Below are 16,959 nucleotides of genomic sequence, written 5' to 3'. Positions count from 1 at the left end.
TCCTTATGCTTAATAATCTAAAATTTGTTGAAATAATTGCGCGAGCTTATGGGCGTCTTTCACACCCGCACTGCTTTCAGCGCCTGAATTAATATCTAAACCTAAGCAATGTTGTGATAGGGCAAGTGAGACATTTTCCTGATTAATGCCCCCTGCGAGCATTGCTTTATTTTTTATTTCAGTAGGAATAAGCGACCAATCAAAGGATTGTCCTGTACCACCTTGTTGCTTGGCAAGTTGGCTATCGAGGACATAGCGATCAATATGTGAAATGGGTTCAATTTGTACCGCACTTTGTTTTTCTACTGGAATAGAAATGGCTTGCCAAATTTGGCATTCAGTAGGCAATTGCTGACGTAATTGTGCAATAAATTCTGCCTTTTCACTACCGTGTAACTGGACGGCAAAAAGTGTTAGCTGAGAAGCAATTTTTACAATAAAATCAATTTGTTGATTTTGGAATACACCGACAAAGCGCAATGGGGCTTGCGTCACAAGCTCTTGCGCTTGACGTAAAGATAGTTTTCGTTTTGAGGTTTCAGCAAAAATCAATCCACCATATAAGCCACCTTGTTGATACACGGCTTGAACATCTTGAGGGCGTGTTAGACCACAGACTTTATTTTCACCAAATATCACCGCCCTTACCGCATTGTTCAAATCATCACTTCCCATTAGGCTGCTGCCAATTAAAAAGCCATTAACATAAGGTTTTAATTGTTGAACTTGTTGATGAGAATAAATGCCTGATTCGCTAATGATGATGCGATCCGCTGGGATCTGGCGTGCAAGAGGCGGCGTGCGGTCAAGATCGACAGAAAGATCGTGTAAATCACGGTTGTTTATTCCGATAACTTTCGCCCCTAATGCAATAGCACGTTCTAATTCTTGCTGATTAGAGGTTTCTGTTAGCACCCCCATACCTAATTCGTGGGCTAATTCTGCCAGTTGTGCATAGGTTTCATCATCTAACACGGAAAGCATCAGTAAAATCGCGTCAGCTTGGTGATAGCGCGCAAGATAAACTTGATATGGGCTAATCATAAAATCTTTGCACAGCACAGGTTGGGTAACCTGCTGACGAACTTGCTGAATATAAGCAAAATCCCCTTGAAAATATTTTTCATCCGTAAGCACGGAAATGGCTGCGGCATAATGCTTATATACTTGAGCAATTTCATCAAGGTTAAAGTCTGCACGAATTAAGCCCTTAGAAGGTGAGGCCTTTTTGCATTCTAAAATATAAGCCGGACGTTGATGCGTACCTTGTGCTAATGCTTGATAAAAAGAGCGGTCAGATTTTTCAAGTTTTTTTTCAAACGCTTGCAAAGGGAAGGCGTGCGATTTTGCCTCCACCCATTGCGCTTTATCTTGCACAATTTTTTGTAAAATCGTTGGAGTTTGGTTGTTAATGATCATTGTGTTTTCTCTTGATTATTCTACTGCACGCAATGCGATTAAGGTTTCAAACGCTTTTCCTGAGGCAAGCACAGCAAGCACTTTTTCAGCATTTTGTTTCAAATCTTCATAGCCGAATAATTTCATTAATAAGGCGGTATTCATTGCCACTGCTTGGGCGTGTTCTGCTTTGCCTTTGCCTTGTAAAAGTGCGGTCAAAAATTTTGCATTTTCTTCTGGCTCACCGCCACGCAGACTTTCTAATGGTTGCGGCTCAAAACCAAAATCGTAAGGGCTTAGGCTATAACGTTCAATTTTTCCATCACGAATTTCTGCCACTTCTGTTTTGCCGTGGATGGCGACTTCATCTAAACCCGCACCGTGTACCACAATGCTGTGTTTATGCCCTAAACGTACAGCCGTTTCTGCATAAGGTGCAATCAATTCGGGGGAATATACACCTAATAATTGATGTTTTGGGCGAGCAGGGTTACATAATGGGCCTAAAATATTGAAAATAGTGCGTGTTTTTAATGCTTGGCGAACAGGCACCGCGTGTTTGAACCCTGGGTGATATTGTTGTGCGAACAAAAAGCAAATGCCAATTTCATCAAGGGCTTGGCGTGCTTGTTCCGCACTAATATTAATATTGACCCCTAATGCACTGAGAACATCACTTGCTCCAGTTTTACTGGATACGCTACGATTGCCGTGCTTGGCCACTTTCAAACCACAAGCTGCCCCCACAATGGCAGACGCTGTGGAGATATTAATGGTGTTTGCGCCATCGCCACCAGTACCAACAATATCGGCAAACACATAATCAGGCGTTGGGAAATGGTTGGCATTAGCGAGGACGGCATTGACCGCACCGCTGATTTCTTCTGCACTTTCTCCACGCAATTTTAGCGCAATGAGTGCGGCTGCTAGCTGTTCGTTATTTAATTCGCCTTGCAAAATGGCATTAAATAGCTGTTCTGCTTGCGCTTGGGATAAAGATTGTTTATCAAAAAGTTGGTTAAGAAGTTGTTCGGTTTGCATAGGGTATTCCTTTCAATTCTGTTAATTTTATTTTTAAATTTTAATCGTGTATATCTATTTTGGGTTTTTCGCCCTAAAGGCGACCTACTTTTATTCGATAGTTCGTAATACGAACTATCTCACCTTATTAGGTCGTTGCTGAAGCAACGTTCAAAAAGTTTCACTTTTTGTCTTTGCTTGTGCAAAGCAAAGTAGGCAAAAGAAAGCACACCCTGCAGTCTTGTTTTTCCTCATTCCAACTAAATTTTTCGGGCGGCGAAAAAAGAGATTTTGTTCCGTTTCACTACACAAAATTACAATTTTTTTCGCCTAAAAATTTAGCTTCCATTCGGACAAGACTGAAGGGAACCCGAAGGTACTTTGTTTAATATTTCATAATAACTAAAATACAAAGTTTGGCTAACGATAAATGCTGTAACTGAGATCTTTTGCCTCATCACCTGTCATTCCACGAAATCCCCAGCAGTGAGCTGGCTGCTCTTTTATGGTGATCTCAACATCTATGGGAGAAAGGTTGAGTTTATTTTCTAATTCACAAAAAAGCATTTTAATTAATCGTTTTTTAGTAAATTCAGTCCTGCCTTGCATAAGATTAATTTCAATGGCGGTGAAATCTTGACTACGTCCGCTAGGTAGATACAAATTTTCTGCTTCTGTCCCTTGGAAATAAATAAAATGTTTACCCGTTGGAATATCCATTTCAAGATTCAAGCAAGCATAAATAATTTCTGCAAGCTGTGCCTTGCGTGAATTTAGGCGATCTTTTAATCCATAAACAATAATCATCGTGTTATCCTTAATGACGATTAAGCAACCAATTTATTGCGTTTTCTAGCAATTTTCCTCCTTGCACGGTAAGAATGCTTTCTGGGTGGAATTGGAAACCGCAAATGGGTAGCGTTTTGTGACGGATTGCCATAACAATGCCGTTATACTCAGCGTTTACAATAAATTCATCGGGCAAATTTTCTCCCATTAGGGAATGATAGCGTGCCACTGGCATTGGGTTATTTAACCCCGCAAACATTGCTTGTCCATCGTGTTGAATATTGGAAACTTTGCCGTGCAGCACTTCGCCAGAATGAACCACATCACCGCCAAATGCTTCGATTAACGCTTGATGACCTAAACAAATGCCAATCATTGGCACGTTGCCTTTAAGACGTTTAATAAGTGGCAGTAAAATGCCCGCTTCTTGCGGGTTACCCGGCCCGGGAGAAAGAGCAAGGATACTATTTGGCTTTAGTGCCATTTTTTCTACCAGCGCAATATTGCAGTCATTACGATAAATTTGCACTTGGTGTCCAAGCGTTCTAAATTGATCCACAAGGTTATAAGTAAAGGAATCAAAATTATCTAAAAATATAATATTTGCCATAGAGTTTCCTTATTGTGCAAGTTGGTTGGTTTGCATAATGGCATTAATTACCGCTCTGGCTTTGTGGCGAGTTTCATCTGCTTCCATTTGGGGATCAGAATCTAGCACTTCACCGCAGCCAGCTTGGATATAAGCAATGTCGTTTTGCACGAAAGCAGAGCGGATCACAATACAGGTATCGAAATTTCCATCTGATGAGAGATAGCCCACCGCACCGCCATAGCTATGGCGTTTTTGTTGTTCCACTTGATAGATTAATTGCATTGCTTTGATTTTCGGTGCGCCTGTGAGTGTTCCCATATTCATACAGGCTTGATAAGCGTGCAAGGCATCTAATTCAGGGCGAAGTTTACCCACCACGCGAGAGACCAAATGCATAATGTGTGAATAACGATCCACTTGCATTAAATCTTTCACTTGACGTGTACCACTTTGACAAACCCGTGCGATATCATTCCGTGCTAAATCCACTAGCATTAAATGTTCTGCTAACTCTTTTTTATCTAAACGTAATTCTAATTCTAAACGCGCATCCAGTTCGGGATCGATATTCCCTTGAGCATCAAATCCTCTTGGGCGTGATCCTGCAATAGGGTAAATTTCTAATTGGCGAGAATCTTGGCTGTATTTTAATGCACTTTCAGGGGACGCACCAAATAGCGTGAAATCGTCATCTTGCATATAAAACATATAAGGGCTTGGATTATTCACTTTCAATTGGCGGTAAGTAGCAAGACTGTTCGGACAAGCTAAAGAAAAACGGCGTGAAGGCACAATTTGAAATACATCACCAATGTTGATGTGGTGTTTTAAACGGCGAATAATCTCTTTAAAGGGTTCATCTTCAATGTTCACGCTAACTTCCGTTGAAGCCGATAGGAGAGGTAAGTGCGGTTCAATTTTCTGTAATTTTTGCGTAATTTGTACCGCACTTTGTTCTGTGGCAGAAAGCGCATTTTGATTAAAACAGAAGGTTTGGAGTTGAGCTTGTTGGCGTTGATGATCGAGAATCAATAAATTTTCTGCTAAATAGAAAACGTAGTCAGGACAGCTTAAGCCATCATTGTGTAGTACAATATTTTCCATTGGAATAAAATTTGCCACTAAATCATAAGCAAATAGGCCACCAAGAAAAATGGGTGTTTCGCTTGTTTTGTAAAGCGCGGTTAAGCAACGTAAACCATCAAAAATTGTGGGCGCTTGTAATTTACTGTCTTCATCAAGATCAGGATTGAGTGGCGCAAATTCTGCGATGAGTTGATTGTCTTGCTGTAAAAGGCGTTGTGCCATATGTTGTAATTTTTCTTGTAGCAAAGGTAATAATGCCACACCATTTTCATTTAATGCGTTAAAGGTTACGCATTGACCTAAACAGCTAATTTTTAACGCAGAATTAATTAATAAAAGACTTTTTAAGCTATTTTTACTGCTGATTTCGGCGGATTCAAGTAAGAGTGTATTGGTTTTATCTTGGCATAATGTCGCAAAAACAGCGGTTGGATCGCTGTGATAAGCCACATTTTGTGAAAATACGTGGAGAAAAGGCATTGTCATTGGAATTCCTTTTTTGCATAAAATAATAATGCACTATTAAACTAGTACAAAAGGGTTTTGTCAAGGACTGTTTTCATCAAGAAGGAAATTTAGCTAATTGGCTTATTTGAGCGCTTTCGCTATAAAAGAGAAAAGAAATGTTGGTAAAGAATATTCCTTACCAACATTTCAAATAAGATGAAGGTTAAATTGGCATTATTTCAAGCTGCCAACCATATCTTCAGGGCGTACCCATTCATCAAATTGTTCAGGCGTGACTAAGCCTAGATTTATGGCTTCTTCTCTTAATGTCGTACCATTTTTATGCGCCGTTTTGGCGATTTTAGCCGCATTTTCATAACCAATATGGGTATTTAATGCCGTTACCAACATTAATGAATTTTCAAGTTGCTGTTTAATGCGTGGGTAATTGGGTTCAATGCCACTTGCACAGTGTTCATCAAAAGAAACACAAGCATCAGCCAATAACTGGGCAGATTGCAAGAAGTTGTACGCCATTACAGGTTTAAACACATTAAGTTGGAAATGCCCTTGTGAACCTGCAAAAGAAATGGTGGTATCGTTACCTAACACTTGTGCGCATACCATTGTCAAGGCTTCACACTGCGTTGGATTTACTTTACCGGGCATAATAGAAGAACCGGGTTCATTTTCTGGAATTAAGATTTCACCAATACCAGAACGCGGACCTGAAGCCAATAATCGAATGTCGTTTGCAATTTTGAATAAAGACATTGCAAGTTGCTTTAACGCACCGTGTGTTTCAACAATGGCATCGTGGGTGGCAAGGGCTTCAAATTTGTTTTCCGCGGTGATAAATGGTAAGCCGGTAAATTTCGCAATATATTCCGCTACTTTCACATCATAGCCTTTCGGTGTGTTTAAGCCAGTACCTACCGCCGTACCGCCTAAAGCAAGCTGGGCAAGATGAGGTAAGGTATTTCTCAACGCACGCAAGCCAAAATCTAATTGCGCAGCATAGGCAGAAAATTCTTGTCCTAATGTCAGTGGTGTTGCATCCATTAAGTGAGTACGCCCAATTTTCACCACATCTTTAAAGGCTTCTGCTTTTGCAGCAAAGGTTTTTTGTAAACGTTCAATGCAAGGAATAGTGACTTCCACCACTTTTTTATAGGCAGCAATGTGCATTGCGGTTGGATAAGTATCATTCGATGATTGTGATTTATTGACATCATCATTTGGATGAATAATTGATTTTTCACCTAATTTTCCACCATTGATAACGTGCGCACGGTTTGCAATCACTTCATTTAAATTCATATTGGATTGCGTACCTGAACCGGTTTGCCAAATGACTAATGGGAATTGATCGTCAAGTTTATGGGCTAAAATTTCATCGCAAGCTTGGGCGATTAAATCACGTTTTTCAACGGGCAAAACGCCTAGCTCATTATTTGCGTAAGCAGCAGCTTTTTTCAAATAACCAAACGCCTCAATAATTTCCTGTGGCATTGATGCCGATGGCCCAATTTTGAAGTTATTGCGGGAACGTTCTGTTTGTGCCGCCCAGTATTTATCTGCTGGCACTTTCACTTCGCCCATCGTGTCTTTTTCAATACGAAATTCCATTCTAGTTACCTCAAATGATTGAATTAATAATAAGAAAACGTTTTGAGTTTACCACTTTAGAAGTATGAATGGAATCTGGGGAAAGTTGGCAAAGTTGGGTTTTGTGATGTAGATCATAAAGTGCGGTAAGATTTTTTTGAATTTTTTGGCAGCGGAAAAATTAATGTTTTCTATTTATCGGATTTTTCGTTAAAATTAGGCGTTTAAAAATCTGATTTCATACGGGTAAAAGACGCATTTTTATGGCAAAGCACGCACAGTTTTACATTTTAGACAAAACACAAGCAAAATCCCCATTGTCTGCAATGGAAACCTTGGCTTGTGATTTGGCTGCGCAGGCTTGGCGATTAGGTAAAAAAGTGTTAATTAGCTGCGAAAGTGAAGAACAGGCTTTTCGCCTTGATGAAGCCCTATGGGCGAGAGAGCCAGAAGAGTTTGTGCCACATAATTTATCGGGCGAAATCACTCAATATGCCCCCCCCATTGAAATTAGCTGGGCGGAAAAACGCAACGCACAACGCCGTGATCTATTAATAAACTTGCAAGCCCAAATTCCCGATTTTATTGCGAGTTTTAATCAGATTATTGATTTTGTTCCCGCTGACGAAACGCAAAAAGCCATCGCACGGGAGCGTTATAAACAATACCGTCAATTAGGTTGGCAGCTCAGCACGGAGCAAGCCTGATGAGGTGGAATGCAAAAACCTTTGCTGAACTCAGCACACAAGAATTATTTGCGATTTACCAAGTTCGCACCGCCGTATTTGTGGTGGAGCAACAATGTGCTTATCAAGAAGTGGATCATTGGGATCAAAGTGCGGTGCATTTTTGGCAAGAATTTAACGGCAAAATCTGTGCTTATTGCCGCATTATTCCACAAGATGACGGCATTCATATTGGCAGAGTGCTAGTGGCGCAGCACGCACGGGGCAAAGGCTTAGCCAAAGAATTGGTGCAACACGCATTGGCTTATTGCCAACAACATTGGGAAACAGAACCTGTGCTAATCCAAGCGCAAACTTATTTGCAAAATTTCTACCGCACTTTGGGTTTTCAGCCCACTTCAGCAGAATATTTAGAAGACGGCATACCGCATTTGGATATGAAGTTGGAGAAGAATAAATAATGAAACCAATGACAAAAGAAGAAATTATCGAACAGCAACGGCAATTAGCTATTCGCTTCAAACCTTGGATGGAAGATAAGAAAAAGCGTGAAATTCTCACCTTCCAGCGTCCTAATGGTGATATTGTCGATCATTATCCTGATGGACGAGAAGAAGTGATTAAATATGCGAAATAATTTAGCCATTTTTTATTGTGGTACGAATGGGGCAGGTAAAAGTACTTTGCGTTCTTTTAATCAAGATCAGGTGCAAGTGGTGATTGATTCCGATCATATTGCAATGGAACTCAATCCACAAAATCCACGATTGGCCGATATTGAAGCAGGAAGAAAAGCCGTTGAATTATTTAAGTATGCGGTAAAAAATCAGGTTTCATTTTCAATGGAATCGACTCTTGCAGGAAAGTCTATTTTGCACCGTATGCAGCAAGCTAAATCAAAAGGCTTTTATGTAAGGCTAAATTATATCGGTGTCAATGATCCTGATATTAATGTGAAAAGGGTGCAGGCTAGAGTACGAAAAGGCGGCCATTTTATTGATGAAGCCACAATTCGTAAACGCTACGAAATTAGTCGGCAAAATTTAATTTTAGCCTTACCGCTGTGCGATGAAATATTTATTTATGATAATTCGGCGGAAATGCCAATGCTTATTTTTCATCTTTCTAAAGCGAAAATAATTACGCAGTTTGAACAAGTATTACCTGATTGGTGTGAAAATTTATTAGCAGAATTATTACGGTTAGATTTTAATTTAGTTTAGTTACAAATAGAGAAAAAACAATGACACAAAAATTTGAAATGGCAGATCGTTTTAATCCCTCTGCCGTAGAACAAGCACTTTATAAACACTGGGAAGAAGCGGGCTATTTTAAGCCGAATGAAAACCCGAATGCACCGAGTTATTGCATTGCGATTCCACCGCCGAATGTAACGGGATCATTGCATATGGGACACGCTTTCCAGCAAACTTTAATGGATACGCTGATTCGTTTTCATCGTATGGAAGGGGATAACACCCTTTGGCAAGCGGGGACAGACCACGCAGGGATTGCCACGCAAATGGTGGTGGAACGTAAAATCGCGGCAGAAGAAGGCAAAACTCGCCACGATTACGGTCGTGAAGCCTTTATTGAAAAAATCTGGGATTGGAAAGCCTATTCCGGAGGCACAATCAGCCAGCAAATGCGTCGTTTGGGGAATTCAATCGACTGGGATCGTGAGCGTTTCACGATGGACGATGGGCTTTCTGATGCGGTGAAAGAAGTGTTTGTACGCTTGCACGAGGAAGGGTTGATCTATCGTGGCAAACGCCTTGTGAACTGGGATCCAAAATTGCACACCGCAATTTCGGATCTTGAAGTGGAAAATAAAGAAAGCAAAGGCTCGCTTTGGCATTTCCGCTACCCATTAGCTAATGGCGAAAAAACGGCTGATGGCAAAGATTATCTCGTAGTTGCTACCACACGTCCTGAAACAATGTTGGGCGATACCGCGGTGGCAGTTCACCCTGAAGATGAACGCTATCAATCTCTTATTGGCAAAACCGTGATCTTGCCTTTAGCAGATCGTGAAATTCCAATTATTGCTGATGATTATGTGGATCGTGAATTTGGAACAGGTGTGGTAAAAATCACCCCAGCTCACGATTTTAATGACTATGAAGTAGGTAAACGCCATCAGTTACCAATGGTAAATGTGATGACGTTAAATGCGGATATTCGTGATGAGGCGGAAATTATTGGCATAGATAATAAACCTCTCGTAAATTATGTGGCAGACATTCCAGAAAAATATCGTGGAATGGAACGTTTTGCAGCGCGTAAGCAAATTGTGGCGGACTTTGATGCCTTAGGCTTATTGGAAGAAATTAAACCACACGATCTAAAAGTGCCTTATGGCGATCGTGGTGGCGTACCAATTGAACCGATGCTCACCGATCAATGGTATGTGAGCGTAAAACCATTGGCGGAAGTGGCAATCAAAGCGGTAGAAGAGGGCGAAATCCAATTCGTACCGAAGCAATATGAAAATCTCTATTTCTCGTGGATGCGTGATATTCAGGATTGGTGTATTTCTCGCCAACTTTGGTGGGGACATCGTATTCCTGCTTGGTATGATGAACAAGGTAATATTTATGTGGCTCGCAGTGAAGCAGAAGTGCGGTCAAAATATCAGCTAAATTCTGATATTGTACTCAAACAAGATGAAGATGTGCTAGATACGTGGTTCTCTTCGGCTTTATGGACATTCTCTACCCTCGGTTGGCCACAGCAGACCAAAGAACTGAAAATGTTCCACCCAACAGATGTCTTGATCACGGGGTTTGATATCATTTTCTTCTGGGTTGCACGTATGATTATGTTTACGATGCACTTCATCAAAGATGAAAATGGTAAACCGCAAGTTCCATTCAAAACAGTCTATGTAACAGGATTGATTCGTGATGAACAAGGGCAAAAAATGTCAAAATCAAAAGGGAATGTCCTTGACCCGATCGATATGATTGACGGTATTAGCCTTGAAGATTTACTCAAGAAACGTACGGGCAATATGATGCAACCGCAATTAGCGGAAAAAATTGCGAAAGCGACCCGTAAAGAGTTCGCTAATGGCATCGCAGCGCACGGTACAGATGCATTGCGTTTTACCTTGACCGCCCTTGCAAGTAATGGGCGTGATATTAACTGGGATATGAAACGCTTAGAGGGATATCGTAATTTCTGTAATAAACTGTGGAATGCAAGCCGTTTCGTGCTGACCAATGATAAATTAGATTTATCTGAGGGAGAGCTGGAGTATGGTCTTGCGGATCGCTGGATCAATTCGCAGTTTAACCGCACAGTAGAAACCGTGCGTTCTGCATTTGCACAATATCGTTTTGATTTAGCAGCGAATGCCATTTATGAGTTTACTTGGGATCAGTTCTGTGATTGGTATTTAGAACTCACAAAACCAATATTTGCACAGGGTAATGTGGCACAAAAACGCGCGGCAAGTCGTACACTAGTAAATGTATTAGAAAAATTGCTACGCTTAGCTCATCCAATTATTCCATTTATTACTGAAGAGATTTGGCAAAAAGTGAAAGGTTTTGCGGGCGTGAGTGGTGACACCATTATGCTACAACCTTATCCACAGTATGAAGCAAGCCAAATTGATGAGCAAGCAGAGCTACAAATGAGTTGGTTGAAAGAGATCATCGTCGCAGTGCGTAATATCCGTGCGGAATGCAATATTGCGCCAAGTAAAGGCTTAGACGCATTATTACGTCATTTAACGCCAGAACAGCAACAAATTCTTGCCAATAACAGTGCATTATTAGCAAGTATAGCAAAATTGGACAGCGTTGAACTGTTAAAGGATGGGGGAGAAGCGCCATTCTCGGTAACCAAATTGGTTGGCAACACAGAGCTTCTTATTCCAATGGCAGGCTTTATTGACAAAGCTACCGAGTTAGCACGCTTAACTAAAGAGCTAGAAAAACTCAACGGTGAAATTGCTCGTATTGAAAACAAATTGAGCAATGAAGCCTTTGTGGCAAAAGCGCCAGAGCAAGTCATTGCGAAAGAACGTGAAAAAATGCAAGGCTATCAAGAGGCCATTGCAAAAGTTCAAGCGCAATATCAGGCGATTGAAGCACTTTAATTCATTACATCATATCCCTCTTTTTAGAGGGATATTTTTTTAAATAGTATTTTCTAATTAGAAAAATATGCTTTAAAATAATTGACGATTATCTATTTTCTGTGACTGTTACGCCCTATGAAATTAAATTTCCCTACAATTCTAACCTTATTCCGCGTCATTTTAATTCCATTTTTTATTATGGCATTTTATTTACCATTCTCTTGGGCGCCTTTCTTGACAACAGCCATTTTTTTTGTCGCCGCGATTACAGATTGGTTTGATGGATATTTAGCCAGAAAATGGAATCAAAGCACACCTTTTGGGGCGTTTTTAGATCCCGTGGCTGATAAAGTTATGGTTGCGGCCGCATTGGTGTTAGTCGTGGAGTATCAACATAGTTTTTGGGTAACCTTACCAGCGATTGTGATGATCTCAAGGGAAATTATCGTTTCTGCCCTACGCGAATGGATGGCTGAAATCGGTAGCCGCAGTAAAGTGGCGGTATCTTGGCTCGGTAAAATAAAAACCGCTTCCCAAATGCTTGCTTTAGGCGGATTATTATGGCGCTATAATGTATTAATGGAAATCGCAGGAATCGTATTTTTATATATTGCAGCAATTTTAACCGTCTGGTCAATGCTACAATATTTAAAAGCAGCAAAAGATAATTTATTAGACAGTTAAAAAAATTTCACTATTTTATACCGCACTTCATCAAATAATAAAGTGCGGTATTTTTTTACTTATTTTTTATAATAACTCAGTCATCGAAGAATGATAGCCAAGAGTATTTTTATAATGATCAATATTATTGCGTTATTGAGATAGCCATTTCAAGGCGAAATAGGGAAGATAGTTTTTTATCCCTAAATTTTTCATCTTGTACTTTAAATCTTCTTATATTGCTTGAACAATAAACGGATAGATAAGGATTGATCTTTTTTTAGTCGATTAAACTAAATCAAGCAAATTTCTATTTGACTAATAAATTGAAATCCGTAAAATGCACCTCGTTGTTTAGCGAAACAGAAAGTTAGCTAAATGCGGGAATAGCTCAGTTGGTAGAGCACGACCTTGCCAAGGTCGGGGTCGCGAGTTCGAGCCTCGTTTCCCGCTCCAACGCCCGAGTGGTGAAATCGGTAGACACAAGGGATTTAAAATCCCTCGACTTTCGAGTCGTGGCGGTTCAAGTCCGCCCTCGGGCACCATTTGAAATCAACTCTTAAGTAGAGTTTAAAGTAAGATTTGATCAATTCTAGATACTCTCTTCTATGTAATTAATTTCAGTCAATACTTTCTTATCCATTTTTCTTGTATAAGTGAGTATGATTATGAACACTAATCAATTTTTTACCAAAAAACCATTCATCATTACCATAGCCTCAACCAAAGGCGGTTCAGCAAAAAGTACAAATGCGGCGAATATTGGTGCATTTTGTGCAGATCACGGGTTAAAGACCTTATTAATTGATACCGATACGCAACCGACACTTAGTGCGTATTTTGCTTTAGATTATGTCGCACCAGGTGGTATCCATGAGTTTTTGACCTATCAAGATGTCGATCCCGCCCATATTATTTCAAAAACAACCCTGCCAAATTTAGATTTAATTCAATCCAACGATCCCACAAATAATGTTAGCCAGATGCTACGCAATGCCCCTGATGGTGCAATACGGTTTAGCTTTCTGCTGAAAAAGCTCAAAGGCTATGATGTGATTGTTGTGGATACACGCGGAACGCGAGATATTACGGTAGATATGTCTGTACTTGCTGCCGATTTATTATTTTGTCCTATCTTGCCACATATTTTATCCGCAAAAGAATTTCTTCGCGGCACGATAGGTATGTACCAAGAATTGCAGACCTTTGAGGCATTTGGGTTTTCGCTCCCGCCGCTCAAAGCGGTGCCTAACTGTGTCGATCATACCAATGATGTGAAATTTGTGCTTAGTCAGCTAAAACAGCTTTTTGAGCAAAACTTAAGTGCTGATAAAACCCTCCTTGATTTTCATATTCCTGACAAAGTCGCTTACCGTGAGGCGGCAACCTATTCATTGCCCGTCTATCGACATAGCAAAGCAGAGTATGCCGTAATTCAGGCACTGTGTATGCATTTGTTGCCTCAATTTGCCCATCAATTTGAGCAAGGTTTAGGAGGACATAATGCGTAAAACGAAAAAATCCCCCGCTGAGCTTTATTCGCTTGAGGCAGAATATTCCGTCATTGGCGGGTTATTGATTAATGCGGATTGCTTTGATGATGTGGCGATCATTCTCACCCCTGAAGATTTCTATATTGTCGAGCATCGCTATATTTTTGAAACTATTGCGTCACTGGTTAACCAAAATAAAGCCATTGATATACTCACAGTATCGGAAGCTTGCAAAGAAAAAGGCAGGCTGGAAGATGTCGGGGGGATTGCCTATTTAGCTGAAATAGCCAATAACACGCCATCAGTTGCCAACATTGTAGCTTATGCAGAGCTGGTCAAACAATATAGTCGGCAACGCCAATTTTTAGCCTTGGGGCAGTTTATTTTAAGTGAAATGAAGGAGCCTAAGAATGCGGAAAATTTGGCAGCACTTGCCGAGCAGATTGAACAGCGATATACGAAAATTTCGTTAAATCAAACAGATAAAAGTGCGGTGCAATTAGCGGACATTTTTTCGCAAATGTTCGATAAGATGGAGCAATCTACCTTAAGTGCGGATCCTGTTAACAGGTACACCATTAGGTATTCAACAAATTGATGAATTGACCACTGGCGGGCAAGCGGGGGAACTGATTATCATCGCTGCTCGCCCTGCGATGGGAAAAACGGCACTTTCTCTCACGGCCACTGCAAGTATTCTGGATAAGCTGACGGATCAGCCCGTGTTTTATTTCAGTCAGGAAATGCCAGCTGACCAGTTATTACAACGTTTTATGGCAATGAAATCACGAGTGAGTTTGCAAAAAATTCGTCGAGCAACAGAGCTTGAGGAAGAAGATTGGAGCAAAATTACGGATTCTGCGGGCGATATTAAACAAAACTGGGACAAGCGATTAATTATTGATGATGAGGGGGCATTAACGATCCCTCGATTACGCAGTAAAGTACGTCAATATAGCCGACAATATGGCTTGCCTGCAGCGGTTTTCATTGATTATCTCCAATTAATGCGAGGTACAGGCAGAGTAGAAAACCGACACCTTGAAATCACTCAAATTTCAGGGGCATTGAAAGCCTTAGCCAAAGAATTAGGGCGTCCTGTTTATGCCCTTTCACAACTCAATCGTAGTTTAGAACAACGCACCAATAAACGCCCTGTCAATGCAGATTTACGCGAATCTGGCTCGTTAGAGCAAGATGCTGATGTGATCCTATTTATCTATCGTGATGAAGTCTATCACCCAGAAAGTGTCGATCGGGGGCTAGCTGAAATCATTATCGGAAAACAACGTAATGGACCATTAGGGAGCGTGAAATGCCGTTTTTATGGTGAGTTTAGTTTATTTGAAAATGAAATGAATTTAGGTGGATATCGCAATGAATATTAAAAACAAAAAATTATCAGATGCTGTGGCACGGAATTTAAATGTCGCACCAATGGTGAATACCTCGCCTTCTTATGTAGGGGCGGCTGCGACGCATTACCCTACAACCTCTCAGTACATTACAGTAACTTTGGATAAATTACGCCCTTATGAGCATAATCCACGCAAAACCCGTAATCCTAACTTTGAGATGATCAAAGAATCTATTCGACGTCGCGGACTCGATCATAAGCCTAATATTACCCAACGTCCAGGTGAGCCGTTTTATATCATCGCAGACGGGGGGAATACGCGGATTCAAGCCTTAAAAGAGCTATTTAGTGAAACCCAAGATCAGCGTTTTTGGGCGATTGAATGCCTATATAAACCTTGGAAAGGGGAGACAGCGGACAGTGTGGAAGCCGAACTCGATTTGCTGATCGGTCATTTAATTGAAAATGATACCCGTGCAGATTTAACCTTTATAGAGAAAGCGTTAGGAATTCAGCAAGCAAAGGAGTATTACGAGAAGAAGTTAGGGGAAGAGTTATCTTCTAGAGAATTATCTAATGAATTAGAAAAAGATGGATATATTATCCACTATACAACTATTTTAAAAATGGCTAGATGTATTGATTACCTTTATCCATACATTCCCGATGTGCTATTTAATGGATTAGGCAATAGCCCGATTGATAAACTCTTAGCCATTCGCAATAACGCCCTTGAAGTTTGGCAGCAATATCAATTTGATACAGAAATCACATTTGAAGCGATTTGGCAAAATAGCCTTTCTCGTTGTAATGATGATCACCCGTTCAATGTGAAAACCTTTCAAGATGCCTTAATTAACGAGATGACCGATGCCCTTGAGGGTAAAGTCAGCTATGAAATGCTCTATATGGAAGTGGATCTCGATGAGCGTAAATTCCAAAAATTGGCGAAAAAGCAGCAAGAAATTGATGCCCAAATTCAGCATAGTGAAGAAGATGTAGCGAGATTTCAGCAACAACAATTGGAAAAATCCCTTTCTGAACCTGTTCAACCTGTTGAGATGACCGAATCAGAAAGTACAAGTGCCATTACACCAATCTTTGATGAACGTACCGAAAACGCAGAAAAAAATGACCGCACTTTTGTAGAAGATGTCAGCCACGATAGTTTAGAAACGGAAGCAGTCAATGACATGGTGAATACTGAAACAGTTGATGAGGTTTCTCGTTCTGAACTAACCCAAGATCTCGCCCAGCAATTTGCCCAAAATTACGGCATTACGCCAGGAATGAGCATTCAGGCTCAACGTGAGCAACAAGCCATTGCAAATGGGTTGGAATTTGCTTGTGTTGGTCGTCAACCTGTTGCGGATATTTGGCAGGTGTACCCAAGTCGCCAACATAAGGCTGAAGCCTATTCGCTTGCTTTAGATATTGCCGAGCAGTTTGGGCTTGATGAACTCGTTGAACACGTTGTAAACGAGCCCGTCGATTACAGCTTTCAGATGAAAGACGTCGAAGATTCCTTAAAAGATGATACCCAACGTACCATTTATGAGTTGCTCAGTATGTTGCAAACACAGAATCTAGCCTATTCGGAAGCCTGTTTTCTTGATACGGCATTATTGTTAGGCTCGGCAGATCGAGAACCTAAAATTGATGATGTCACCTTGGTGAAATTATTTCGACTCATTCGTCTTGTTCGCTATTTGCGGGCTTCAGCTTAATGG

Annotated in this window: 14 protein-coding genes, 2 tRNA genes and 1 pseudogene; 11 read left to right on the top strand and 6 right to left on the bottom strand. The window is 40.7% G+C overall.

Going from position 1 to position 16,959, the window contains the following annotated elements; genetic code table 11:
* Positions 1-9: 9 nt before the first annotated feature.
* From trpCF to fumC, 6 genes are all read right to left on the bottom strand, one after another.
* On the bottom strand, positions 10-1,419 hold the full coding sequence (trpCF, locus tag L5B83_RS00430) for a bifunctional indole-3-glycerol-phosphate synthase TrpC/phosphoribosylanthranilate isomerase TrpF (protein WP_265777200.1): 1,410 nt from the start codon (positions 1,417-1,419) through the stop codon (positions 10-12).
* 15 nt (positions 1,420-1,434) lie between these two features.
* Positions 1,435-2,439 carry an anthranilate phosphoribosyltransferase gene (gene trpD / locus L5B83_RS00425; RefSeq protein WP_250349828.1) on the bottom strand — a complete coding sequence of 335 codons (1,005 nt, stop codon included), beginning with the start codon at positions 2,437-2,439 and terminating at the stop codon, positions 1,435-1,437.
* A gap of 399 nt (positions 2,440-2,838) precedes the next feature.
* Complete coding sequence (locus tag L5B83_RS00420; protein WP_250349829.1) at positions 2,839-3,225, bottom strand: tautomerase family protein; 387 nt, start codon at positions 3,223-3,225, stop codon at positions 2,839-2,841.
* 10 nt (positions 3,226-3,235) lie between these two features.
* Positions 3,236-3,817 carry an aminodeoxychorismate/anthranilate synthase component II gene (locus L5B83_RS00415; RefSeq protein ID WP_250349830.1) on the bottom strand — a complete coding sequence of 194 codons (582 nt, stop codon included), beginning with the start codon at positions 3,815-3,817 and terminating at the stop codon, positions 3,236-3,238.
* Positions 3,818-3,826: 9 nt separating this feature from the next.
* The gene (gene trpE, locus L5B83_RS00410; RefSeq protein WP_265777198.1) at positions 3,827-5,371 is read right to left on the bottom strand and encodes an anthranilate synthase component I; all 1,545 of its coding nucleotides are present in this window, start codon (positions 5,369-5,371) and stop codon (positions 3,827-3,829) included.
* Between the two features lie 195 nt (positions 5,372-5,566).
* A complete protein-coding gene (fumC, locus tag L5B83_RS00405; RefSeq protein ID WP_265777197.1) occupies positions 5,567-6,961 on the bottom strand; it encodes a class II fumarate hydratase in 1,395 nt (464 codons plus the stop codon).
* 242 nt (positions 6,962-7,203) lie between these two features.
* On the opposite strand from fumC, the gene L5B83_RS00400 reads away from it, so the two are divergent.
* The 11 genes and pseudogenes from L5B83_RS00400 to L5B83_RS00350 all read left to right on the top strand — a co-directional run bounded on the left by L5B83_RS00400 (position 7,204) and on the right by L5B83_RS00350 (position 16,956).
* Positions 7,204-7,647, top strand: a complete 444-nt coding sequence (locus tag L5B83_RS00400) for a DNA polymerase III subunit chi (RefSeq protein ID WP_250363317.1) — start codon at positions 7,204-7,206, stop codon at positions 7,645-7,647.
* Positions 7,647-8,087: a GNAT family N-acetyltransferase gene (locus L5B83_RS00395; RefSeq protein WP_250363316.1), complete on the top strand. Its 441-nt coding sequence runs from the start codon at positions 7,647-7,649 to the stop codon at positions 8,085-8,087. Before L5B83_RS00400 ends, L5B83_RS00395 begins: the two co-directional genes overlap by 1 nt.
* The gene (locus tag L5B83_RS00390) at positions 8,087-8,263 is read left to right on the top strand and encodes a hypothetical protein (protein ID WP_165779949.1); all 177 of its coding nucleotides are present in this window, start codon (positions 8,087-8,089) and stop codon (positions 8,261-8,263) included. Before L5B83_RS00395 ends, L5B83_RS00390 begins: the two co-directional genes overlap by 1 nt.
* Positions 8,253-8,849, top strand: a complete 597-nt coding sequence (locus tag L5B83_RS00385; protein WP_250363314.1) for a zeta toxin family protein — start codon at positions 8,253-8,255, stop codon at positions 8,847-8,849. Before L5B83_RS00390 ends, L5B83_RS00385 begins: the two co-directional genes overlap by 11 nt.
* 20 nt (positions 8,850-8,869) lie before the next feature.
* The gene (locus tag L5B83_RS00380) at positions 8,870-11,734 is read left to right on the top strand and encodes a valine--tRNA ligase (protein ID WP_265777196.1); all 2,865 of its coding nucleotides are present in this window, start codon (positions 8,870-8,872) and stop codon (positions 11,732-11,734) included.
* A 117-nt stretch (positions 11,735-11,851) separates the two neighbouring features.
* A complete protein-coding gene (gene pgsA, locus L5B83_RS00375; RefSeq protein ID WP_265777195.1) occupies positions 11,852-12,400 on the top strand; it encodes a CDP-diacylglycerol--glycerol-3-phosphate 3-phosphatidyltransferase in 549 nt (182 codons plus the stop codon).
* A gap of 359 nt (positions 12,401-12,759) precedes the next feature.
* Positions 12,760-12,835, top strand: a tRNA-Gly gene (locus L5B83_RS00370).
* Between the two features lie 2 nt (positions 12,836-12,837).
* Positions 12,838-12,924 (top strand) — tRNA-Leu (locus L5B83_RS00365).
* A gap of 123 nt (positions 12,925-13,047) precedes the next feature.
* The gene (locus tag L5B83_RS00360; RefSeq protein WP_250349884.1) at positions 13,048-13,890 is read left to right on the top strand and encodes a ParA family protein; all 843 of its coding nucleotides are present in this window, start codon (positions 13,048-13,050) and stop codon (positions 13,888-13,890) included.
* Positions 13,883-15,260 (top strand): annotated as a pseudogene (gene dnaB, locus L5B83_RS00355) (replicative DNA helicase). Before L5B83_RS00360 ends, dnaB begins: the two are co-directional and overlap by 8 nt.
* Complete coding sequence (locus L5B83_RS00350) at positions 15,250-16,956, top strand: ParB family protein (RefSeq protein ID WP_265777194.1); 1,707 nt, start codon at positions 15,250-15,252, stop codon at positions 16,954-16,956. The pseudogene dnaB and the gene L5B83_RS00350 overlap by 11 nt, the downstream one beginning before the upstream one ends.
* Positions 16,957-16,959: the final 3 nt, after the last annotated feature.

The sequence above is a fragment of the Avibacterium sp. 21-599 genome, assembly GCF_026226765.1.
In the GTDB taxonomy this organism is placed as follows: Bacteria; Pseudomonadota; Gammaproteobacteria; order Enterobacterales; family Pasteurellaceae; genus Avibacterium.
The sequence above is the reverse complement of the archived record's forward strand: the minus strand, read 5'-3'. Positions and strand labels throughout refer to the sequence as shown.